Raw genomic sequence first — 25147 nt, forward strand, 5'->3', positions numbered from 1 at the left:
GAAGAAGATCCTGCTAACCATATTTTCGTTCGGCATGATGCTTTCGTGCCAATCACAAAATACTAAACACATGGAACGTTTTAATATCGAAGACTTTAACCAGCACAGTGAAAATGGCAGCCGGCGCTGGACTACGGCCGACAGCACTGTTATCGAAGAACACAGCTATGCGGCAGGTTATGCCCGGATGGAAGTCCCCAAAAACAGTTTATTCCAGCAATATTCCCTGTTTTATAAAAATGGAAATGGCAAAGAACAAGGGCTTTTGTTTGTGAGAGGAAATTTTCAGAAAGGTACCTGGCATTACTATGATGAAAGCGGGCGCCTGGAGAAGACAGTAGACTATGATCAGCCTTTTGGGTTTACGTATGAAGACCTGGTTAAGTATTGCAGCAGCAATAATATTGATCTTCACGAATCCCATACGTTCATTGATAAACGTACTGCTCCTCAACCTGAGTGGGATATCACTTACCTGTATAATGGAAAGAACCGGATAGTTACCCTGGATGGTAAAACGGGTAAAAAGCTGAAAGAAGTAGACCAGGATATCATCCGGTAACTTTTATCCCAATATTGGCAACATGGCACAAAAAATCACGGAATCTGCGCTATTGCAATGCGATAAAGGAACTACCCCGGCGCAATTGAAGGTAGATAGTCAGCGATTCTTTTACGTGGCAGGCAAGCTGGTAGCCACCGCAGAAGACAAGCAGGGAATGAAAAATATTCCTGCCTTTGGCATGTGTACCATTACCCGCAAGAATTGTACACCAGCCCCGATAGCCTGGCAGGATACCTCCCGGAAAGACGATATAAATGATATGAAGTTACTCACAGAGAAATCCTCCTGTATGTGCAGCCAAGGAGGAAAAATTACTATTCACCAGGTAGGGCACGAAGAAACACACTCCGTAGAATAGGTACTTTACCGCCCCGGATATAATAAATCATCTTTTTTGGGTATTTTTATACCGATATGTCATTTTATGTAAGGGGGTGTTTTCCATAGATGATGGACGAGTATTTACAAGCCGAACATTTATTATTACAAAAACTCGCTGCCGGGGAACAGTCCGCATTTCAGTTTTTATTTAATCAACACTACAAGGCGTTATGTTATTTCGCTAACAGTATTGTAGCTAATGACCAGGAGGCGGAAGACCTGGTACAGGAATCTTTTTCCAAATTATGGAATAAAAGGACCGACTTTAAGACCGCTGCTAATATAAAAGCCTTCCTGTTTATTGCTACTAAAAATGCCTGCCTCAATTTCCTGAAAAGCCGGGAAAGACTCACCATCAAGGAGAAAGAGTTTTCCTACCTGCAAACGGTCGATACAGGATTTGATCCACTATTAACAGAAACAGAAGTCATCCAGCAATTATATAACGAAATTGAGGCGTTGCCTACCCAGTGCAGGAAGATCTTTAAGATGAGCTACCTGGAAGGGAGGAAAAATGAGGATATTGCCGTTGCGCTCCGGATATCCTATAATACCGTCCGGGCGCAGAAGCTCCGGGCGTTGAAATTAATCAGAAGCAACCTGATCAGAAAGAATATTTTGCCCTTGTTGGGCGTATATATTGCCCTGCTTAAATATTACTATCATCATTAATTGATAGCCGACCTAAAAAATTTTTAAAAAAAGTTAACCGGATCTTTAATCGAAAATATAATTTTCTTGTTTTCATAGAAAAGCGGGGTAGGAAGTGCCAAAGAACATGGAGAATAAGGATACTATTTTTTTACAGCGGATCGCCTACCTGGTATATGGATACCAGCAGCAATCATTAACGGAAACAGAGCAGGCGGAGCTGGAAGCATGGCTACAGGCTGCCCAGGAGAACCGTGTATTCTTTGACCAATTAACTGATACGGCTATACTGCAGAGGAGATTGCAGCAATACCGCCATTTTGATGCAAATGCCGGCTGGGAAATCTTTCGTGACCGGCATTATCCTGCTGCGGCCAAAGGCCGTCTTCGTTACATTTATTATAAATGGGCTGCAGCTGCGGCTATATTATTACTGCTGGGAGCTGGTATTTATCTATCCCGGCGTAGCACTACCAGGCCGGTACCTCCTGTGGCGATAAACACAGCGCCAATATTACCTGGCTCTACCAAAGCCGTACTCACGCTGGCCGACGGTTCCACCGTGCCGCTAGATAGTAATGCCAGCCAGGTAATTGCCCAACAGGGTAGTGTTGTAAAACTCAACAATGGCCAGTTGCAATACAGCGCTACCCAACCTGGCAGCGCTTATAGCCTTAATACGCTGACTACGCCCAGGGGCGGGCAATTCCGTCTTACCCTGCCGGACGGCACCCGGGTGTGGCTCAACGCCGCTTCTGCGATCACGTATCCCACTGCTTTCAGTCATGATAAACGCGAAGTATCTGTAAAGGGGGAAGCCTATTTTGAAGTAGCCGGAGAGCCGCAGCGGCCTTTCCGCGTTAATACCGATCATCGAACCACCATTGATGTTTTAGGAACCAGCTTTAACGTAAACGCCTATCCGGATGAACAGGGAATTGCCACCACCCTTATCCGCGGCGCAGTAAAGGTGAATAACGGACATGCCTCCAGGGTATTATTACCTGGCCAGCAGGCAAGGATAACCAACCCGGATCAAATTGGCATTATTACTCATGCCGACACCACCGCCATCCTGGCCTGGAAAAGGGAAGCCTTTTATTTTCACGATGCCGACATTCCTACTGTGATGCGCCAGTTGGCCCGGTGGTATGATGTAAACATTGTATATGCCGGCAACATCCCGGCCAGGAGGTTCCAGGGAGAGATCCAGCGCCGATTACCGCTTTCAGATGTATTGGAAGGGTTGGAAACCACCGGTGTTCATTTTCGCGTACAGGGACGCAACATCATCGTGGAGCCATAATTATTTTTTATAGCTATAGTCAACAAAACATTATGTACAGCCAATTTTAGATGTGTGAAAGGACAGCCGTGAAAAAACCGGAGGTGATTGGAGCCACCCCCGGCATAAAGTCCGGCTGTCATTCGCCTTAAGCACGCAAATACTTAATACCGATTATCCAACCAGACAAATGCAAATCTATGCAATTGAATTTTCATGGTAAAGCCCTTTCTATGCCCGGGCTTATCTCAACCAAAATTGCACTCGCTATGAGATTGACAATTATTCTCATGATGGTGGCTACCCTCAAAGTATCTGGCGGCGCCTTTGCGCAGGCGGTCACCGTTCATGTAAAGAATGCACCCATGGAGGAGGTATTCGAGGCCGTAAAAGCACAAACAGGATACCTGTTCTTCTATGACAGGGATGTATTGCGACATGTGAAGCCGGTCACCATTCAGGCAGACCATACCGTGCTGGCGACCTTCTTAACCGATGTGTTTAAAGACCGCGCGCTGGACTTTACGATCAAAGACAAAACAATTTTTATCCGGAAGAAGATATTGCCTGTGGAAAAGAAGGAAGCGGAGATCATGAGCCCGGAGGCGGCACAGCAAATGCAAACCGGCGTTGTAAAGGATGCTGCCGGCACCGCCCTGATTGGGGTAACAGTGAAAATACTGAATGGCGCCGCCGGTACCGTAACTAACGAGAACGGCTATTTCTCCATTGCCGCCAATCCCGGCGAAACGTTGGTTTTTTCCTATGTGGGGTATGAAACCAGGCGGGTGCCGGTAAATTTGAAAAGTCAGCTGTATATCGTGCTGAAGCAACAGGCTAGCGGACTCGATGAAGCCGTAGTAATTGGCTATGGTACCACCAGTAAGCGGTTTAACACCGGCTCTGTATCCAGCGTGAAAGCCAGCGATATTGCCTCTCAACCGGTACTCGATGCCCTTGCCGCATTACAGGGCAGGGTATCCGGCGTATTTGTGAATTCTTCCAGCGGTTTGCCCGGTTCCAATTACAGCGTAGTACTACGTGGACAAAGCTCTTTATCCGGCCCGAATAATCCATTGTATGTAATAGATGGGGTTCCTTTTTATTCGGAACCCCTCAACCAATTCACCTCTGCCAACGGCAATCAAAGTCCTATGGCGTCTATTAATCCTGCTGATATAGAACGTATCGACGTACTTAAAGATGCCGATGCTACTTCTATCTATGGCTCCCGGGGCGGTAATGGCGTGATCCTGATTACCACCAAAAAAGGAAAGGCCGGTAAAACTCAAACTAACTTTAACGTATATACGGGCACAGGCAAAGTGGTGAACACCCTGCCTATGCTGAATACACCGCAGTATATTGCCATGCGTAAAGAAGCTTATGCGCATGATAATAAACCTTACGACAAAGACATAGCGCCGGACCTGACCATCTGGGACCAGCAGCAAACGAGCGACTGGCAGCGTTTTATTATGGGCAATACCGCGCATATCACCGAAGCGCAGGGATCTGTATCCGGTGGTTCGGCGCAAACACAGTTCCTCCTGAGCGGCACCTACCATAAAGAAACCACTGTAATGCCCGGCAGCCTGGGCTACCAGCGTGGCGCCGGACATCTCAATGTTAACCATACCAGCCAGGATAGCAAATTCAATGTTACTGCGTCTGTTAACTATACCAGCAGCAAGGACAATTCTTTGCCAGTGGATCTGACGATGTTTTATAACCTGCCACCCAACTACCCGTTGTACGATTCAACCGGGAAGCTGTATTGGTTCTCCAATGCGCAGAATCCGCAAGCTTACCTGCTGAGAAAATCGGAACTGACTACCAACATGCTACTGGCTAACTCCGTGATCCGGTATACCATTTTACCTGGTTTAAATGCAAAGGCCAGCCTGGGCTATACCCGCACCGATATGAAACAGATGCGGATCACGCCGGATGCCAGCTTAAATCCGCTTACATCTGCCGGTAGTGAATCTTATTTCGGGTCATCGGGCATAGGTTCTTACATCATAGAGCCGCAACTGGATTATAGCCGGGCTATTGCCAAAGGCAACCTGCAGGTAATGGCCGGCGCCACCTTCCAGCAGAGCATTACACAAGGCCAATCGGCGATTGCCTCGGGGTTTTCCAGCGATGCTTTGCTGGAAGATCAGCAAGCAGCCCGCCTGGTAGTGCCACGCCCTTCCCAATATATTTTTTATCGCTACACTTCCATATTCGGCAGAGTGAATTATAACTGGGAAGAAAAGTATATCATCAATGCGTCTTTCCGTCGCGATGGATCTACCCGTTTCGGGCCCGGCAACCGTTTTGGTAACTTCGGGGCCGTAGGTGCAGCCTGGATTTTCAGTAAAGAACGCTTTATCGGAGAAGCAGGCTTCCTGAGTTTTGGTAAGCTGCGTGCAAGCATCGGTAACTCAGGCAATGATAATATCAGCGATTACCAATATCTCGATGCATGGAGCTCCAATCCTTATCCCTATGCTGGTATACCAGGATTAACACCTTCCCGCCTGCCTAATCCCAATTTCAGATGGGAAGAAAACCATAAGAAAGAAGTGGGGCTGGAACTGGGCTTCCTGAAAAACCGCATTCTCTTTAATACTAATTACTATTACAATATTTCCAATAACCAGCTGGTGCCTTACCAGCTCACACCGCAGGTAGGCTTTGGCTCTATTACCGCCAACCTCCCCGCCAGCGTCATGAACAGCGGTTGGGAGTTTGAAGTATCTTCTACCAATGTAAAGCGCAAAACATTTACCTGGCAGTCTTCACTCAATTTTTCTGTAAACAGGAATAAACTGAAATCATTCCCCGGCATTGAGTCATCTACTTACAAGAACACTTATGTAGTAGGGGAACCGCTGTCTATCGTAAAAGGTTACCAGTTCCTGGGAATAGATCCCAACACCGGTGTTCCTCAGTTTTTCAGCAAGAGTGGCACGCCTACAGAGTTTGATGATTATGTGATTTTAGGTAAACGGGCGCCCGACTTTTATGGAGGATTGCTGAATAGCTTTAGTTGGAACGGCATCAGCCTGGATTTCCTGTGGCAGTTTGTGAAACAGGATGGACCGGGAATTAATTATGGTTACAACACTACCACCATTGGAGCTTTCGCCAACCAAGACACCCGTGCATTAGACCGCTGGCATCAGCCAGGAGATATCACTGCTGTTCCCGGTGCTACCACCACCGATGGCTCTTCTGCTTACCGTAACTATAGCTTGTCTACCGCCAACTGGGGCGATGCATCCTATATCCGGTTAAAGAATGTTTCCCTGAGGTATGATCTCTCCAAGTATACCCAAAAATGGAAAATTACCAGCGCCAGTGTATATGCACTTGGACAGAACCTGCTTACGTTCACCAACTATAAAGGATTGGATCCGGAAACGCAGGGCGTGGTGATGCCGCCATTGAAGTCGTATACCATCGGGGTTCAGTTTGGGTTCTAATAAATTTTCTGACGTCAGATAAAAGATATCACATGAAACGCATTCATATATTATTAACCAGTATTTTCCTTTTCACGGCTACATCCTGCAGCAAGTATGTGGATACGCCTTTGCCGAAGAATGAACTGGTATCCGGTCTTGTTTTTAAAGATGATAAAACGGCTACCGCTGCGGTAACCGGCGTATATGGCAACATGTATTCCTTTAACTACCAGTTTGCCAATGTGCTGATGAATTACCTCACGGCTATGCAGGCCGATGACTTGTATTATTTCGCCAGCTTTGCCAACTACGATGTGTTCCGGGAAAACAGGCTGCTGCCGAGTAGTCAATATGTACAAAGCATGTTTGCCGATGTATATAGTTATATCTACCAGATGAATGCCTGTATTGAAGGCGTATCAGGGGCTACCACGCTTACGCCTGCTGTAAAGAACCAGTTGCTGGGAGAATCCTATTTTATGCGCTCCTTCTTTTACTTTTATTTAGTGAATATGTATGGAGATGTGCCTATGGTGACAGGCACCGATTACCAGGTAAATGGGCAATTGCCAAGGGCGCCACGTGCAGCAGTATACGATACCATTATCAGCAATCTCAAAACCGCAGTGCAGCTGATGGGCGATCAATACCCTGCCGCACAGCGCAACCGCCCCAATAAAGCCGTGGCCAATGCGCTGCTGGCAAGGGTGTATCTCTATACGGAAAATTGGCAACAGGCAGAAGCCACTGCTTCCCTGGTGATTAACAATAACGACTATACGTTATTGAAAGACCTGAACACGGTATTCCTGGCCAATAGCAAGGAAGCGCTTTTCCAGTTGCAGCCATTGAATGTGCTGGGTGGCCGTAACACCTGGGAAGGATTTACCTCCACACCGGCTACTGCCACAGGTACTGCTGTATTCCGGCTGCATCCCAGGCTGGTGGCAGCCTTTGAAAGCGGAGATCAGCGCGCAGCGAAATGGACAGATTTCAGAACCACTGCTTCCGGTGTGTATTATTTCCCTTACAAATATAAAATACGCACCGCTCCTTCCGCTGTATTAACAGAGTATTCCATGGTAATGCGCCTGGCGGAGCAATATCTGATCCGCGCCGAAGCACGTATCCGGCAAAATAAACGTGATGAAGGCCGCAGCGACCTGGATGCCATACGGGAAAGAGCAGGTCTGGCCGATTTACCTGCTAACCTGGACCAGGCTGCACTGCTGCTGGCAGTAGAACGCGAACGCCGGTCAGAGCTCTTTGTAGAGTGGGGTCATCGTTGGTTTGACCTGAAACGCACCAAAAGATCTGATGCGGTATTGGGACCGTTGAAAGGCGCCAACTGGCAATCGACCGATACCCTGTATCCGATTCCTACAGATGCTATCAGCACCAACCAACACTTGACACAAAATCCAGGTTATAATTAAAGCGAGCCAGATGAAGAAGATGATTGCTATGATAGGTTTTATCCTGCTGGCTGTTACCAGCGTTTATGCACAGCAGCGGGTAACGATAACACCCGCCTATCCGGAGCGTGGACAAACGGTCACCGTTACCTTCGATCCATCGGCGCCTGGTAGCGGTATACCAGCCACCAGCAAGGATATTACGCTGGTGTTCTCCTATTCTAACTTTTACAACCTGCCCTGGCGTATGAAAATGCATCCACAGGATGGTAAATGGACTACTTCCTTTGTATTGGCAGATTATACTGTTTTTGCCACTTTTTACCTGGAAAGCGGCGAGGCAGTAGATAAGCCGGCCAAAGATCAACATTATGAAGTCCCTGTTTATAAAAATAAGGTGCCCGTGGAAAACGGGTACCTTTATAAAGCCTACAGCCTGGGCGCCCAAATGGGCAAATCCCCGCTGCTGGCAGACAAACAGGGGGCGCTTTACAAACAGGAGTTGGCGTTGTACCCGGGTAACTACGAGGCGAAGCTCCGGTTGCTCACTTATGAAATCAAAAAGTCCACATCTCCTGCACAACAGTTGCAGCTGATGGAACAGGCACACCAGGTGATTACCAATCGCTTTAATGCCGACCCTGGCAATAGCGGGAATCTTAATAAGGTAACGATGGGGTATCTTATTATCGGCGAAAACACACGGCTGGACTCCATCCGGAAGGTGGTGATGGAACGTTATCCTGAATCGGCTCCCGGCAGGGAACTCAATACCGCCGCCCGGGCCAGGGGAAAAGATACGACCGCGCAAATAGCTTTCTTTGAAAAAGAGCTGCAAAAGGAGACTCCTGACAACCGGGAATCTTTTGTAGAGATGCATAATAAATTATTCCATTATTATGCAGCCCGCAAAAACAGCGACAAAGCCTTGTACCATGCCCGGTTCCTCACTTCGCAGCAACCCGATCCTTACAAAGCCACGACCTGGCAGGAAATAGCCCAAACCTTGCAGGAAAGCAATATTGTACCTGATAGTGCCCGGGCTTATGCGCAACGCGCGTTAGATAGTGTACATACTTACCCGGTAGGCGTGATCCGTTATTTCCCCGAAACAGGTTACATCTATCCCTATGCAGATGATAGCACCAAACAGGCCGTATACCGTAAGGCCAGTCACCGCCTGCACGCCCTGCTGGGACTGATAGACTTGCAGCAACACCGCCTGGAGGAAGCCGGAAAGCATATGGAGCTGGCCGTACAAGCCGATGCTGATAAAGCCACCCTGGATGATGCTGCCGCTTTTTACCAGCAAACGGGTAATGCCGAAAAGCTGGCGATGCTGGCGGAGTTCAGGAAGAAAATACAATGGGAAAAGATACTACAACAACAGATCAACAAGCCGGCGCCGGTGCTCAACAGCTTCGTGGACATGCAGGGCAAGCCGGTGTCTGCTGCTTCGCTTCAGGGGAAAATTATAGTCATTGATTTCTGGGCTACCTGGTGTATTCCGTGTATGCAGGAAATGCCCTACCTGCAACAGTTGTACGACCAATACAAAAATAATCCAGACGTGGTGTTTATGATCACCAACAGCGGCGCCAGGAATACGCTGGCCGATGCACAGGGATGGAGCGGACGTAAAAAATATTCCTTCCCCGTATATTATAATACGGATCCGGAAATAGGAGAAAAGTTCCGGTTTAATATCATTCCTGCCTCTTATATGATCGATAAAAAAGGGAACATCCGTTTTAGCAATATCGGGTTTGAGGGTCCGGAGGTGCTGCCCAAGCTGCAAGGGCAGTTAGAGTTGTTATTGCAGGAAAGCAGTAAGTAAATGCCAGTTGAGGCCCTCGCCAAAGGCGGGGGCTTTTTATAGACGGGTATCAATGGTGAACATTTTATTCATTTTGACGTATTTAAAGATAGAGAGAAGAGCGGATTGCTCTGTCGCTAGACCTTGATAGATAATAGTTTAACTTATCCTGACGGGCAGTATAAATATTTCCCTGCAAGTAATATTTATATTACCTTCATTATAGGAATAACCGGTCTAACGGTGACGAGAGAATGAAAAACCCATGAGTTAACAACCATAATCAGGAAGAAGGGCATGTGATACAGCCAAGTTATCTCTATTATTTACTGGAAGTTTAACGAATATACCTTCAAAATTAAATAACCGTAAAATGAAAAGGACTAAAATTACTGCACTCCTTACGTTGGCGTTCCTTGCTGTGGGCGCCCGTGCTGTAGCTCAGGAAACAGCCTCCGCCACCGCTACCGCCACTATTGTAACTCCTATTAGTATTACCAAGACTGTTGACATGAACTTCGGCAATGTGGCAGTTCAGTCTACCACTGGAGGTACCGTAGTGCTTACACCCGCTGGTGTGCGTTCTGCCACCGGAGGTGTTACTTTGCCTACAACGGCTACCGGAACCGTTACAGCCGCCTCCTTTACCGTGAATGGGACAGGTAATTATACTTACGCCATTACTCTGCCATCGTCAGCGCTGACCATTACCAGTGGATCGAACACGATGACAGTCAGCACTTTTACCAGTACCCCTTCGGGTGTGGGAACACTTACTGCGGGTACACAAACCCTTAATGTGGGCGCCACGCTGAATGTTACTGCTGCTCAACCAGCCGGTACTTATGTATCAGGCACCCCTTTTAATGTAACTGTTAACTATAACTGACGTAGTGATTGGATAAAGCCGTCTGATTTTTCCCCAGGTAAACTTAACCTCCTGTATAGTACGTGGCCTATCCGCGACTATACGCTTTTATTTTAAAGCATGAAACCCATGAGGATATTGGCAAGACCGGATATTTCAAATATCGGATATACTTTCCGTTTTGTTATTACTGCTATTTTATGTTGTTATGGACTCCTGACAAGCGCACAAGGTAACCTACTGGTGACGCCTGTAAGGGTTGTTTTTGAAGGACAGAAGCGCGCGGAGGAATTGAACCTGGCAAATGCCGGTACGGATACCGCGAGGTACCTTATTTCATTCGTAGAAATCCGGATGAATCAAAACGGCACTTTTGACCAGATTAATGAACCGGATTCAGGGCAGCAATTTGCCAGTAAATACCTCCGTTTTTTTCCACGAAGTGTAGTGTTGGGGCCCAACGAAGCACAGGTAATAAAGCTGCAGCTAACCGGTAACGGCGAGCTTACAACGGGAGAATACCGCTCTCATCTTTATTTCAGAGCAGTGCCCGGCGATATGACTTCCAGTGAAAATAAACCAGCATCAGATAGCAACAGTATTAATGTGAAGCTTACGCCCGTCTTCGGCATTACCATCCCTGTTATCATAAGAGTAGGAGAAACTACTGCTAATGTGCAGTTATCAGATCTTTCTGTAGATCTTGCCAGGGCTGGGTCACCCATGCTGGGTATTTTGCTCAACCGGTCAGGGAATGCCTCCGTGTACGGCGATATAACTGTGGAACATGTTTCTCCCCAGGGAAAAGTAACAGAAGTAGCCATGGCCAGAGGATTAGCAGTATATACCCCCAATAAACAACGTTATCTCCGCCTCCCCCTCGAAAACAAGCCAGGAATTAATTATCACACAGGAAAGTTACGGGTAGCATACACTACGAAATTGAAGACAGCCACGCAACAACTTGCCGCGGCTGAGCTGGTACTGTAGCGGGAAGCATCAACCAAATAACGCTCCTATGGAAGTGATTATACATTGGTTAATTCATCAGTTTGGTATCAATAGATATTTCCGGAACTCATGCATAGGCAACCCCTGTATTGCTATGGGCCGGCGCCGTATCCAATTCATCACTGGTTGGCTCATGACAACCGGGCTTTTCCTATTTCCAGTATTCTCACTGGCGCAAACCAGCTGGACCGGCCTTGTTAGTACCTCCTGGTCGACTGGCGCCAACTGGACGGCTGGTGTACCCAGCGCTACGGTAGATGCAGTTATTGGCGACGCCAATTTCACAGGGCCATTCAGCCCGAATATAAGTGGTAGTGCCAGCTGCAAATCGCTTACTGTGGGTGCGGGGGTAAACGCCACCCTTACGCTTAGTAAAAACCTTACCGTTACCGGTAACCTGGTGATTGGCGCCGGCAGTACCATTAGTCAAAAAGGAGTTACGCTCACCATCAATGGTAACTGGACAAACGGAGGCACTTATACTACCACTAACAACAATGCCAGAGTAACTTTGGCCGGGATAACCCAGAGTATCGGAGGGGCTGCTACCACTACTTTCCGTAAGCTCACCATCGGAGTCGGTAGTACTATTACCCAGAACGTGAACATGGCTGTTTCCGGTACCTTTACGGTAAATGGTACATTTATTCCGGCAGATGTAGCCACACCTGTGGTAACTTCCGGAGGCGGTACCTTGACGGTGAGCGCGGGTGGTATTCTCCAGGTGAATGCTTCCACATTTGCCGGTAACTATACCCTCACCGGAGCTATTACGCTGGCAGCAGGCAGTATTGTAAATTACGGCGGAACCCTGGTGGGCCAAACTGTTAGGAATACCCTGACTTACTCCACACTGAGGATTAGTGGTAGCGGCGTAAAAACATTGGGAGGTACCCTGAACCCGCTTAATTCCACTACTGCAACCGCTGGCACCATAGAGGTATTAGCAGGTACGCTCGACCTGTCGACATTTACTGCCGCCAGGGGTACCACCGTGGCCGGCGGCGGTATTACAGTGGCCAATGGAGCATCGTTGAAGATTGGCGGTACCAACACCTTTCCCGCTAACTATGGTACCGTCTCCCTTGGATTGACCAGCACTGTAGAGTACAACGGCACTACTCAAACCGTGGGTGCTCAAACCTATGGTAATCTCACTTTATCTTCCGGTAGCGGGGCTTCTGTGAAAACGATGCCATCTACTGCTTTTACGGTAGCGGGAGACCTGACTTCCGCTATTGGTAGCGGGACATCTGTCAGCTATACTGCCGCTTCCAATATTACCGTGAGTGGTAATGTTACCATCGGTGCATCTACTACCTTTAATGGAGGAAGCTTTATCGTAACTGCCGGCGGTAACTGGGTCAACAGCGGCACCTTTAGTGGCGGTACCGGCACTGTGGTGATGACAGGGGGCGGAGCTTCCATCAGCGGCGCCGGAACGCATAATTTTAATAATCTGACCGTAGCGGCAACTAATATTACGGCAGCAGCAAGTACTTCCCTTAACCTTTCCGGTAATTTTGCCAGCACGGCTCCGGGAACATTTACACATCAGACAGGGGGCACAGTAACGATGAGCGGTACCGGTGCTACCATAACCGGTACCGGCTTTTCTTTCGAAAACCTGGCCATATCGGGCACAGTGACAGCGGCAGTGGATATTATTTTAACGGGTAATATTTCTGCCAGCGGCACCTTTACCAATACATCCGGCAGCGTTACTATGAGCGGCACTGGAAAGACTATTTCCGGTGCCGGTACGCTCAGCTTCGGAAGCCTGATACCAACTGGGATTATTACATCGACTGCCAGTTTTTCTATAAATAATACGCTGAATGTATCTGGCAGTTTTTCCGCCAGCGCCGGTACTGCCACCTTTACCGGCACCAGCGTGCTTAATGGCACTGCCAATCTTTTTAACGTTACCCTGAATGGTACTTCTTTACAACTGTCAGCCAATTCAATACTGGGCATTGCCAATACCTATACAGTTACCGCGGGTACCCTGAATGTAACTTCTTCGATACCTAATACTGTTAATTTTAATAGTACAGCAGCGCAAACGATCCCAACAGGTACCTTTAATAACCTGACAGTTAGCGGAGGCAATACCAAAACGCTGGGAGGAACCGTAACGGTGAATGGTGACTTTACCATTGCATCAGGTACCACATTTAGTGGTTCTACCCAATCTATATCCATATCCGGTAACTGGACTAATAACGGTACGTTTACAGCGTCTTCAAGTACAGTGTCGCTTACAGGAGCTGCGAATACTTCCATCACAGGTGCTTCTACTTTCAGTACGCTTGTTTTAAATAAATCGACGGCTGCTACGCAGGTGGCGTTGGTCAATAATATTTCCGTAGGGACGCTCACGATGACCAGCGGGACCATGAATACAGGTGCTAATACGGTAACCATTACAAATAACAGAAGTGGTAACGGTATTATACTGGGTACCATCCAACATTCCCATGCCTTTACTTTGGGTACTCCCTATGCTTTTGAGGGGCCTAATACCACCATTACACTTACTGCTCTTGGTATCACTTCTATTACGATGACTGTACTTCCGCAACCGGTATCGGATTTCCCATCCGGTGCAGCTGTTAACCGCGAATATGATATCACTGTCGGTGGAGCGCTCGTAGTGTCGGCTACCACTACACTACGTTTTCATTATGAAGATGCTGAGTTAAATGGTAATGCGGACGCGGGCCTTACGATCTGGCGTAATACTGGTTCTGGCTGGACAGTATATGGCAATTCCGCCAGCAGCACTACCGCTAACTACGTGGAACAGAGCAGCCTGTTGAGTTCTTTTACCGGGCGTTATACGCTTGCGTCAACATCCAACGTGGCCAGATGGAACGGCAGTGTAAGCAGCGACTGGAATACAGCTGCCAACTGGACAGTTGCGCAGGGGACCCCGTCCACCCCACCGGGCGTAAATGATATAGCGGAAATAGGCACTATTGCATTTACCAACCAGCCTGTGATCAGCAATAGCGTGAATGTGAAAAGTATTTCTTTCGGCAGTGTGCAGGCGGCTACCCTCACATTGGCATCGGGTGGATCGTTGACTACCCAGGGAAACATCAGCGGGATATGGTCAAATAATGTTGCACATATCATTAATGTGAATAATCAAGCGATGACTGTAAATGGCAGCCTGGCATTAAGCGATGGAACTGCCGGGCATACCATCCAGCTAAATGTTGGTAATGGTAGCGTTACCGTGGGAGGATCCGTTACGCAGTCAGGCGGTGCAGGTATTACCTGCTCAGGGACAGGTTCACTCAGTATTGGTGGCAATTTTAATTATACCAGTGGTGCCTTTAGTGCCGGTAGCGGAACAGTAGTATATAATGGCGCCGCATTGCAGTCGGTAGCCGGTCTTACCTATAATCATCTTACTATTAATAAATCTGCCAATAGCGCCCAAATCAATAGCAGTACTACTGTCAACGGGAACCTCACTGTCAGCAGTGGCGATTTAAGTGTAAATGCTACTACCATGGTAACAGGCGACATAACACTCAGTGCCGGGGCCACTGCCAATGGTGGCAGTGCTGCTATTTCGCTCAGCGGCAACTGGAATAATAGCGGCACGTTTACGCCGTCGACAGGGACTATTAATTTTACCGGCAGTAATGCGCAAAATATCAGCAGTACTACTTTTAATAACCTGGTGATCAATAAAGCCGGGGGAGTAGCTTCGCTCATCGGGAATATAGTGGTTAATGGAAATATTTCCGTGAATGCCGGTACCCTTGGATTAGCCACTTTTACAGCTAACCGGGCTACCCAGGGGGGGATATTAACAGTGGCTAATGGCAGCTTACTGACAGTAGGTGGTACGGCTAACTTCCCGGCCAACTATTCCCAATACCAGTTGGGTACCAGTAGTACCGTTAATTATAATGCAGCAGCATCACAAACAGTAGCAGGTAATATTCCGTATGGATTCCTTACGTTGAGTGGCAGTGGCACTAAAAGCCTTGCAGCGAATATTACTGTAAACAACAACCTCACAATTGGCAGCGGTGTTACCTATAGTGCTGGCGCATTTACCACTAATTTGTATGGCAACTGGATCAATAGCGGCACCTTTTCAGGAGGCACAGGAACGGTTACGCTAAACGGAAGCAACAAAACAATTACCGGCAATACCACCTTCAACAGGGTTTCAGTATATGGTAGTTATGCCGTGGCAGGAAGTGATATTACTTATAACGGGTTACTACAGATAATCACGGGAGGCTCGTATGACGGGGGGAGTGGGTCGGCTACCGTAAACGGAGACCTGATCAACAGCGGGTCACTTATCAGCAATGGGGTTACCACGTTTAGTGGCACCTCTTTACAAACGATCCGTTTCATCAATGCCCTGGTGTCTAACTCTTCAGGTGTTATCAATTTTAATGGCAATGTGTCCCCGGTATTAAATTCTACCAGTTCACCTACGTTTGCCACGCTGAATGTAAATAATACAGCAGGTATCAATCCCAGTGTGCCATGGCTGGTATTGGTAGCGTTTAATATAAGCAGTGGTGCTATTTTCAATGGAGGGCTGCCCACTCATACTATCAGTGGCAGTTTTACGAATAATGGTACCGTAAGCAGTAGTGGCACCTTGAATTTTAATCCTTCTTCTCCTCAGAATATACAGCTTACAGGTACTTCTTTTTCCAGTACCGGTACGGTAATATTTGGCGGTACTGCTGCGATAACGGTCAGTGGTACACCCGGGAGTCTGAATATAGTTACCATCACCAATACTGCAGGGGTTACTCCTGCCGCTAACTGGAGTCTCGGCGCAGATCTGCATATTGCAGGGAATGCCATCTTTAATGCGGGTAGTAATACGTACACCGTAAATGGGGATATTGAAAGTAATGGTACGTTGAATGGAGGTTCTTCTACCTTTACCATGACGTCGCCTTCCGGATCGCTGACAGGCAGCCTGGGAACAACGTTCTATAATCTTGTGGTTAACGGAACCGTACAGACACAATCGAATTTCAACATACAGAATAATTTTACGATCAACGGTGCGCTGGATGCGTCTATCGGTATGCCAAATACGATTGGCAGCGGCCCCTCTGTTATCGGAGGAACGGCCAGTCCCTTTAACCTGGCCCAGCTGGAAGTGCAAAAATCGTCTACCGCCACCGTGACGATGACAAGAACCCTCAGTTTAATGTCCACCCTTTCAATCATAGGTGGAACGCTGGATACAGGAGATTCTACTATTATACAGGATCCTGCCGGTGGGGGACTGCTGACGATCAATGACAGCACCCGGCTTATAGTAAGAGGCGTTTATAGTTTGCCTGCATTTGATAACTACGCATTGGATACTTTAAGCACCGTGGAATATGGCGGTAGTACACAAACCGTATCCGCAGTTACTCCTTATGGAAATTTGACCATTTCTACATTGGGCGCCAAAACGGCCACCGCTGCACTAACGATCCAGAATGATTTTACATTGAGCAATGGCACTTTTGTACCGGGTAGTTTTACGGATACACTCCGGCGGCATTGGACAATGACGAGTGGAACATTTACCAATACAGGTTCGACGATTTACTTTTCGGGAAGCGTAGACCAAAACGTTAGTTCCACGGGGGCATTTAATCATATTACCATTAATAAGACGGCAGGAGCAGTAGTATTATCTTCCAATGTAACTGCCAACGGTAACTTAACATTTACAGCCAAAGGCATACGTACGGGCAATAATACGATGATCATCGGGGCCTCCGGAAGTGTGGTGGGGGGCGGGCAAAGCACCGGATGGGTATATGGCTCGCTGCAAAAAAATATTGTTACCGGTACTAATATCAGCCGGCTTTATGAAGTGGGAGACAGTCTGAATTATACACCGGCCACGCTGGTATTTGCCAGCGTGGGTACCAGCGGCAATGTAACTGCTTTGGTAACTTCCGGTAGTCACCCCAACCTGGCTACTTCCGGTTTGAATACCAGTAAAAAAGTAAATCGTTATTGGTCGGTTACCAATAATGGCACCGCGTTTACCACCGCCACTGCTACGCTCAACTGGATCGCCGCCGATGTAGATGCAGGGGCCAATACGGCTAATTTTAAAGTAGCCAGGTATAGTGGCGGAACATGGACGCAGCCGTCGGTAACTTCGCCCCTGGCTACTTCCATACAAACAACTGGTTTGACTGCTTTTGGTGATCTGGCAGTAGGGGAGTTGTCAACAGGTACTGTGTGGACCGGTGCTGTCAGTACCAGCTGGTATGTTACCGGCAACTGGTCGCCGGCAGCAATACCTGTAAGTGTTACGAATGTGACTATTCCTACTGGTCTCGTTAATTATCCGCTGATTAATACCGGAACAGCGATTACCAACAATATTATCATTCAAAGCGGCGCGAGTGTTACCGTAAATGGAGGCATCCTGCAGATAGGCGGTACTATTACCACCAGTGGTACTTTTACTGCCACAAACGGTACCATCGTGTTAAACGGTTTGTCGGCCCAGGTAATCCCTGCATCTACCTTCTCTTCCAATACCATACAGCATCTCACGGTGAGTAATGCTGCGGGCGTAACGCTGGGCGGGGTATTGAACCTCAGTGGTATATTAAAGATCACTGTGGGGCAGTTAACTACCGGCGGCTTTTTAACCCTGCTTTCCACTGCCGCCCAAACCGCGTTGATTGATGGCAGCGGCGCCGGGCAAGTGTCGGGGAACGTTACTATGCGGCGATATCTTCCTACTGGCTTCGGATACCGGTATTTTAGTTCTCCATTCCAGGCATCAACCGTGAATGAGTTTGCCAATGACATTAATCTCAACGCCACCTTTCCCTCTTTTTATCAATATGTGGAAAACCGTGCGTCCACCGGGTGGGTGGCCTATACCACTACTTCCAATATACTTACGCCTATGGTGGGATATGCGGCACAAATAGGAACATCTACCTCACCGGTCACGGTAGATATGACCGGCACCGTGAATAACGGTACGGTGACAGCGCCTACTGTCACCAATAACAATCAACCGTATACCCAGGGATTTAACCTGGTGGGTAATCCGTATCCTTCACCGATTGACTGGGATGCCGCCATCGGATGGACGCGTACCAATGTGGATAACGCCGTTTATTATTTTAATACCGGTAGCACCGACCAGTATACCGGCACCTACAGCTCCTATATAAATGGTGTTTCCAGCGATGGTATCGCAGGAAATATTATTGGCGCTATGCAGGGATTTTTCATACATGTTACCAACGGTACATTCCCCGTATCAGGCACTTTATCTGCCAATAACAGTGTGAGAACGACTAATCTCTCGCCTGTTTTTCACCGGGTACCGCAAACAATGCCGTTGCTGAGGCTGGGGGCTGCCTTTGCCGACGATGGGTTAGCAACTGATCCATTGGTGGTTTATTTCGATGCGGCAGCCACGTCCTCCTTTGAAAAAGATATGGATGCGTTGAAGCTGATGAATACCGATCCCACTGTTCCTAACATGTATGCATTGTCGACGGATAGTCAACGTCTTTCTATCAATGCGTGGCCGGCGAATCCGGATTCCAATACCATCATACCAATAGGATTAAAAACGGAGAAAACTGGATGGATCACCTTTAATACACTGGAGATGATGCGTATTCCCGACGGGCTACATATTTACCTGAAGGATGAAACAGCTGGTAAAACAGTGGAGCTGTTGCCCGATTCTAAATACAGGATATACCTGGATGGGGGGAATTATGACCGGCGTTTTTCCCTGGTGTTCCGGAAAAGTGGGGAAGTAATATCCCCTGCTTTGGAACCGGTATTCCGTGCTTATTTCACGGGGAAAACACTTTACGGATATTTTGATAAAGTAACAGGAGAAAAATGTCATATCACCATTGCTAATTTACTCGGTCAGGTGTTGTGGTCGAAAGAGGTGGTGGGGAACGGACAACAACATGTGATCGGCAAGCAATATAGCAGTGGTATTTATATCGTTTCTTTCCATGCAAATGATAAAGTGGTTTCCAGGAAAGTGTTTATCGTTAACCAGTAATTTTTTTTGAGATGGGTTTTGGGCTTAGAGAAATTATATCTACAAATTGGCTATACAAGGTGGCAATTGCCGGCATATACCTGTTAACAGGGCATACGCCAGCGCATGCCCAGGAGCCGCCGCCAAAGCCAATTTCTGTGTATGTGAACCCTGCACAGGGGCTTATCTTTGGCGCTTTTTTTCAGGGTATGTCGGGAGGCACTGTGATCATTTATCCTGATGGTTCGCGCGCTGTTACCGGTAGTGTTATACAGGCGAACCTGGGTTATCCTTTTTCACCGGCTATATTTGAAATAACGGCCAACCGGGGAACGCTTGTTTCGATATTAAATGGTCCGGATGTAACGCTCACCGGCAGTAATGGCGGTGTTATCAGTTTACATATCGGTGCTGCCAGTACGGGCAGTACCTTCATTACCACGGCAACGCCGCCGGCAACAAACCTGGTGAAAATCGGGGGGACGCTTACAGTAGGGCCGCCGCTTTCTAATCCATCGGGCGCTTATAGCGGCGTATTTAACGTCACTTTTATACAGGAATAATTCCAGTCAGGGCAAATGATAGCAGCGTATGAAAATAGCACCATTGGCTGTTTGTGCCGTGTAACCCGGATGATTGTCATCCCGGTTATATTGGGCATGCTATCATTGGCTGTACCACGAAAGGCCCTGGCGATAGGCCCTGACCCAGAGCCGGTTTTCTACGAAACCTCCGTGTTTGTGGTGGTACAGGGTATTGGTGGCGCAGAAATTTCGGCTGTGATCAACAATGACTCGGCTTACCTATCTGTTACAGATCTGTTTAATTTTCTGAGGATAAAGAACATTGCTACTCCACATATGGATTCGGTATATGGCTTTTTTATTACTGAAAAAGCCCCGTTTCTTATAGATAAAAAGAATAGTGTTATCCGCTACGTGGATAAGCTGACACCACTGAATAAGAATGATATGGTGGGCACGGAAACCAGTATTTACCTGAGTACCGGCTGTCTGGCCAGTGTATTTGGCCTGACCTGCCAATTTAGTTTCCGCTCCCTTTCGGTGAAATTGGAAACAAGGCAGGAGCTCCCCGCCATCCGGGAAATGCGGCAGGAAATGATGCGTAGAAATATCAGTCGCCTGAAAGGGGAGCTGAAAGCAGATACCATTATAGGCCCCCGGCACCCGATGTTTAGTATCGGTACAGCCGACTGGTCGGTGGTTGCTACTCAGCGCCCGGAAACCAAAGCGAACGATACCTGGGTGAACCTGGCATTGGGGGGAATGGTGCTGGGCGGTGAAACCAATGTATCGCTTAACTATAACAACTATGCGCAAAGCCAGCTGCCTTTCAGCCATGATACATTATCTGCTGTAAAGCCATTCGATCAGCGGCAGCAATATTACCGGTGGCGGTATGTTAACAACGATAATCACCTGTTGCGCCAGGTGATAGCCGGAAAGATATTTGTACCCTCGGTAGCCTCTATTTTTGACCCGATAGTAGGGGTACAGTTTACCAATGCACCTACTTCCTACCGACGTTCCTATGGTTCTTATACGCTGAGTAATTATACCGATCCGGGATGGACCGTAGAGCTGTATGTTAACAATGCGTTGGTAGATTATACCACGGCCGATGCGGCAGGTTTTTATACTTTCCAGGTACCATTGGTATATGGTAATTCAATCGTAAAGCTCCGTTTTTACGGTCCCTGGGGTGAGGAAAGATCGCGGGAAGAGAATATAAGTATCCCTTTCAATTTTTTACCGTTACACGAGTTTGAGTATACTGCCAGTGCCGGCGTTGTAGAGGATGACCATAACAGCTTTTTTTCCCGTCTGCAAATGAATTATGGCGCCAGCCGGAAGCTCACCCTGGGTAGTGGCGTGGAATACCTGTCATCTATCACCAAAGGTAAATTGATGCCTTTTGTAATGGCATCGATGCGTATGACGCCTAATCTTTTGCTGTCCGCAGACTATACCTATGGCGTAAGAGGGCGGGGGATGCTCACCTATCGCATGCCTTCAAATTTACAGCTGGAATTATACTATACCCGGTATAAAAAAGGGCAGCAAGCCATCATTTATAATTATGTGGAAGAAAGGAAATTTATTATTTCAAAACCTTTTATTACCAAAGGATTTTCTTTCTATAACCGTCTTACGCTTAACCAGATCATCATGCCCGACACCAGGTATACCACGGCAGAATGGCTGATTTCCGGCGCTGTTGCCCGCGTGGGCGTTAATTTAAGTACGTATGCCATCTTCCTGAAACCGGAGCCTGCTTTCGTATATAGCAACCTGGCGCTCACTTTCCGACTACCGGGAGCTATCATTGCTACGCCGCAGTTGCAATATCAATATAATACCAATAGTGTGATGGCCATGAGATGTGAGCTGGGAAAGTATCTCTTCAGACATGGTTATGTGAATGTTTCCTATGAGCGCAATTATAAAAGTGATATTACCAACGTGGGAGTAGGGCTGCGCTATGATTTTGCATTTTCACAGATCGGGTTTGCCGCCTGGAAAGGAACCAATATGAGCACCCTGGTGGAATCTGCCCGTGGTAGCCTGATATACGACGATAAGACCAGGTCCGTTGGGTTTAGCAACCGGACCAGCGTAGGTACTGGAGGAGTGGTACTGGTACCTTTCCTGGATCTTAATGGCAATGATCGCCGTGACCCGGGAGAGCCCAAAGCATATGGACTGAAGGTAAACTGTAACGCGGGGCGAATATTGCAAAACCTGCATGATACAACTATCCGGATTGTGAATCTGGAACCGTATGAGTATTATTTTATAGAGCTGGCAAAAAATAGTTTCGAAAATGTGGCATGGCAAATAAAAAAATCTGCGATCAGTGTGGCCATCGATCCTAACCAGATGAAGCTGATAGAAGTGCCTGTCAGCATTATGGGAGAGGTTTCAGGGAAGTTGTTGTTGGATGGGCAGGACAGCCAGAATGGAATGGGCCGGCTGGCCGTTAGTTTTTATAAAAACGATACTATATTGGTCGCTCGCACGCAAACCGAGTCCGATGGTTATTTCGATTATATGGGATTGCCACCAGGAGCTTATACCGCCAGGATTGATACCGTTCAACTACAGAAGCAAGGTATGGCAGCGGATGTGGTAAAGTTGCCATTTACTATCAGGTTCCGGGTGGAAGGAGACGTAGTGGAAGGGCTTGTTTTCCGGGTAAGGAAAGTGGTAACAGAGTAAGATGTTTATCGCCAACATCAAAAGATTCGCTATATAAAACGTGCCAGCATATATAAATTCGTAAAATAGACAAGTGTAAAATATTACCGCGATATCTTCGCAGATAATTGTATTTTGAGGAAGATAAACTCACTTTGTTAATCGCAGTTTTTTAAACCCTGATTTCATGAAATTACTATTTGGAAAAACCTATGTTGCCATGCAGCTATTGCTGGTATTAGCCATTGTTTCGTGCAAGAAAACCCAGAAGAATTTAGACCGGCTTGATGCAAATGGAAAAACGATGGATGCTGTACAATTACAGGGTACGCCCATCAATAACCTTTTATTTGAAAGCAAGATTATGCAGGAGAGGCAGGGAAACTTTACCGGGTATAATTTTCTTACAGGCGATGTGACAGGAGACGGAAGAGCAGACCTGATCGCTGTTACGCCACAATTTGGTCGCGCTGTAGTATGGGAGAATAAAGGATATATTTTCGGGCCTCCGGTAGCCTGGATGGAGAACCAGGGCAACTATAGCGGTTATAGTTTTATGGTATCTGATATGTCGGGCGACGGGAAGGCCGACCTGATTGCTGTTACGCCACAATTTGGGAGAGCAGTGATCTGGAGAAGTACCGGCGGAGGTTTCCCCACAATGACGCCCTTAATGGAGAACCAGGGTAACCTTAGCAGCTATACATTTTTGACAGCAGATATGACGGGTGATGGGAAAGCTGATTTGCTGGCTATTACGCCAGCTACAGGACGTACCATTATCTGGCCCAGTACCGGTAGTGGGATGGGAGCTGCCGCTGTATGGATGGATAACCAGGCGAATCTTACCGGCTATACTTTTCTGGCAGCCGATATGACTGGAGATGGAAAGTCAGACTTGGTGGCAGTGACACCGCAGCCTTGTCGGGCTGTAGTGTGGAACAGCACTGGCAGTGCTTTGGGTACTGCCACTTCCTGGATGGAGAACCAGGGTAACTATACTGGTTATAATTTTATGACAGCTGATATGACTGGTGATGGAAGAAGCGATCTTGTAGCCGTAACGCCACAATACGGCCGGGCTGTGATGTGGAACAACACAGGCAGCAGTTTCGGAACTGTTGCCGCAATGATGGAGGCGCAGGGCGATTATTCAGGTCATACGTTTTGCCTGGGAGAGTTCAACGGTACTGACTTTTCCGGTGATAAGCGATATGATTTGCTGGCGGTAAAGGATACCACAGGTCAGGCAACTTTATGGTCGTATAATCACTCCGTGTGGAAAGCGGATAGTACAACTGTCAGATCGGCAGAGTTGCAGCACCTGGGCGGCCAGGCTTGGAATAATGACGACATCCAGCAACCGTATCTTGTATACATGCCGGAGCAAAATAAATTATTGATGCAATTGCTTTCTTTTCCTGCCGTGGTGAATGGTAATAATAATAGTCAAAGAGTACTTGTATCCAGTACAGACCAGGGCACGAACTGGAGCAGCAGAACACAATTTCCAATAGGTAAGCCGATAGGATTGACATATGCAGGTAATGGCGTTTTATATTCTTTCGAGGATAATTTTAAGAAAGCATTCTATAGGAGTACGAATTATGGCGCCTCGTGGGTATCTTTCAGTAATCCGGATACCACAAACATATTTCCCTGGAATCCGCTGTTGGTCAGCAATGATAACGGCATACAGCAAATAACTGAAACAGGATACAGACAATACAACCCTCCCTTTGATTCAAACCCTAATTATTACTCCCTGCCTTATGTCCGGTCATCAATCAACCAGGGAACTACCTGGAGCGTTCCCCGGGCTATCCCTAACTGGAAATATTTCAATGAAGTCAGCCTCGTGATTGCTCCCAATGGTGATTGGGTAGCTGCGCTGAGAAAAGATGTAGATCGAACACAATATCCCCATAGCAGTTATCCTAACAACTTTGACAACTATAGTGGACTGGCTGTGTCCATTTCAAAAGATAAGGGCGCGACATGGTCCAATCCACAGGTGTTATTTTCCTATGGCAGGCACCATGCCAGTATGTTGGTGTTGAATGATCAGCATACGATACTGATGACTTATGCGGTACGTGTAGGTGGCGCGCGAAATGGCATAGACGATAATTTCAGTAATTCGCCCGATGGTTATCCCTACTACGGTATTGAGGCAATACTCAGTACCGACAACGGTGCAACCTGGAATATCAATAAACGGTATGTTATCTCCAGGTGGAAGGGTAATCTGCCATTAACAAATCCCAACTACTGTTACCGCTCCTGCCAGTCTACTTCTACCGTACAGTTGCCGGATGGTACCTTGCTTACTGCTTATGGTACCGGCAGATACCGGACAACGTCTGGCAATGGTGAATGGTTCATGGATACAGATGTAGTAAGATGGAAAGTATGGTAGAATAGTGACTGACAGG

At 47.4% G+C, this 25147-nt stretch carries 13 protein-coding genes; all 13 read left to right on the plus strand.

What is annotated here, in order from left to right:
* Window positions 1-70: 70 nt before the first annotated feature.
* The 13 genes from HGH90_RS13940 to HGH90_RS14000 all read left to right on the plus strand — a co-directional run bounded on the left by HGH90_RS13940 (window position 71) and on the right by HGH90_RS14000 (window position 25131).
* Window positions 71-562, plus strand: coding sequence for a hypothetical protein (locus HGH90_RS13940; protein ID WP_169191340.1), 492 nt, complete (start codon window positions 71-73; stop codon window positions 560-562).
* Window positions 563-584: 22 nt separating this feature from the next.
* On the plus strand, window positions 585-923 hold the full coding sequence (locus HGH90_RS13945) for a DUF4280 domain-containing protein (protein ID WP_168762014.1): 339 nt from the start codon (window positions 585-587) through the stop codon (window positions 921-923).
* Window positions 924-1012: 89 nt separating this feature from the next.
* The gene (locus HGH90_RS13950; protein WP_169191341.1) at window positions 1013-1618 is read left to right on the plus strand and encodes an RNA polymerase sigma-70 factor; all 606 of its coding nucleotides are present in this window, start codon (window positions 1013-1015) and stop codon (window positions 1616-1618) included.
* A gap of 106 nt (window positions 1619-1724) precedes the next feature.
* Window positions 1725-2903 (plus strand): FecR family protein, encoded by a 1179-nt coding sequence (locus tag HGH90_RS13955; RefSeq protein ID WP_169191342.1) that lies wholly within the window; start codon window positions 1725-1727, stop codon window positions 2901-2903.
* 248 nt (window positions 2904-3151) lie between these two features.
* Window positions 3152-6358: a SusC/RagA family TonB-linked outer membrane protein gene (locus HGH90_RS13960; RefSeq protein WP_169191343.1), complete on the plus strand. Its 3207-nt coding sequence runs from the start codon at window positions 3152-3154 to the stop codon at window positions 6356-6358.
* A 32-nt stretch (window positions 6359-6390) separates the two neighbouring features.
* On the plus strand, window positions 6391-7776 hold the full coding sequence (locus HGH90_RS13965) for a RagB/SusD family nutrient uptake outer membrane protein (protein WP_169191344.1): 1386 nt from the start codon (window positions 6391-6393) through the stop codon (window positions 7774-7776).
* Between the two features lie 10 nt (window positions 7777-7786).
* Window positions 7787-9592: a TlpA disulfide reductase family protein gene (locus HGH90_RS13970; protein ID WP_169191345.1), complete on the plus strand. Its 1806-nt coding sequence runs from the start codon at window positions 7787-7789 to the stop codon at window positions 9590-9592.
* 352 nt (window positions 9593-9944) lie between these two features.
* Entirely contained in the window at window positions 9945-10460 is a 516-nt protein-coding gene (locus HGH90_RS13975) for a DUF4402 domain-containing protein (RefSeq protein WP_168762020.1), read from the plus strand.
* 108 nt (window positions 10461-10568) lie between these two features.
* A complete protein-coding gene (locus HGH90_RS13980) occupies window positions 10569-11429 on the plus strand; it encodes a molecular chaperone (RefSeq protein WP_168762021.1) in 861 nt (286 codons plus the stop codon).
* A gap of 28 nt (window positions 11430-11457) precedes the next feature.
* Window positions 11458-19515 (plus strand): T9SS type A sorting domain-containing protein, encoded by an 8058-nt coding sequence (locus HGH90_RS13985; RefSeq protein ID WP_169191346.1) that lies wholly within the window; start codon window positions 11458-11460, stop codon window positions 19513-19515.
* A gap of 11 nt (window positions 19516-19526) precedes the next feature.
* On the plus strand, window positions 19527-20057 hold the full coding sequence (locus HGH90_RS13990) for a DUF4402 domain-containing protein (protein WP_168762024.1): 531 nt from the start codon (window positions 19527-19529) through the stop codon (window positions 20055-20057).
* Between the two features lie 15 nt (window positions 20058-20072).
* Window positions 20073-22733 carry a collagen binding domain-containing protein gene (locus HGH90_RS13995; RefSeq protein WP_169191347.1) on the plus strand — a complete coding sequence of 887 codons (2661 nt, stop codon included), beginning with the start codon at window positions 20073-20075 and terminating at the stop codon, window positions 22731-22733.
* A 166-nt stretch (window positions 22734-22899) separates the two neighbouring features.
* Window positions 22900-25131, plus strand: a complete 2232-nt coding sequence (locus HGH90_RS14000) for an FG-GAP-like repeat-containing protein (RefSeq protein ID WP_169191348.1) — start codon at window positions 22900-22902, stop codon at window positions 25129-25131.
* Window positions 25132-25147: the final 16 nt, after the last annotated feature.

Origin of the sequence: Chitinophaga sp. Ak27 (genome assembly GCF_012726295.1) — a bacterium.
Taxonomy (GTDB): domain Bacteria; phylum Bacteroidota; class Bacteroidia; order Chitinophagales; family Chitinophagaceae; genus Chitinophaga.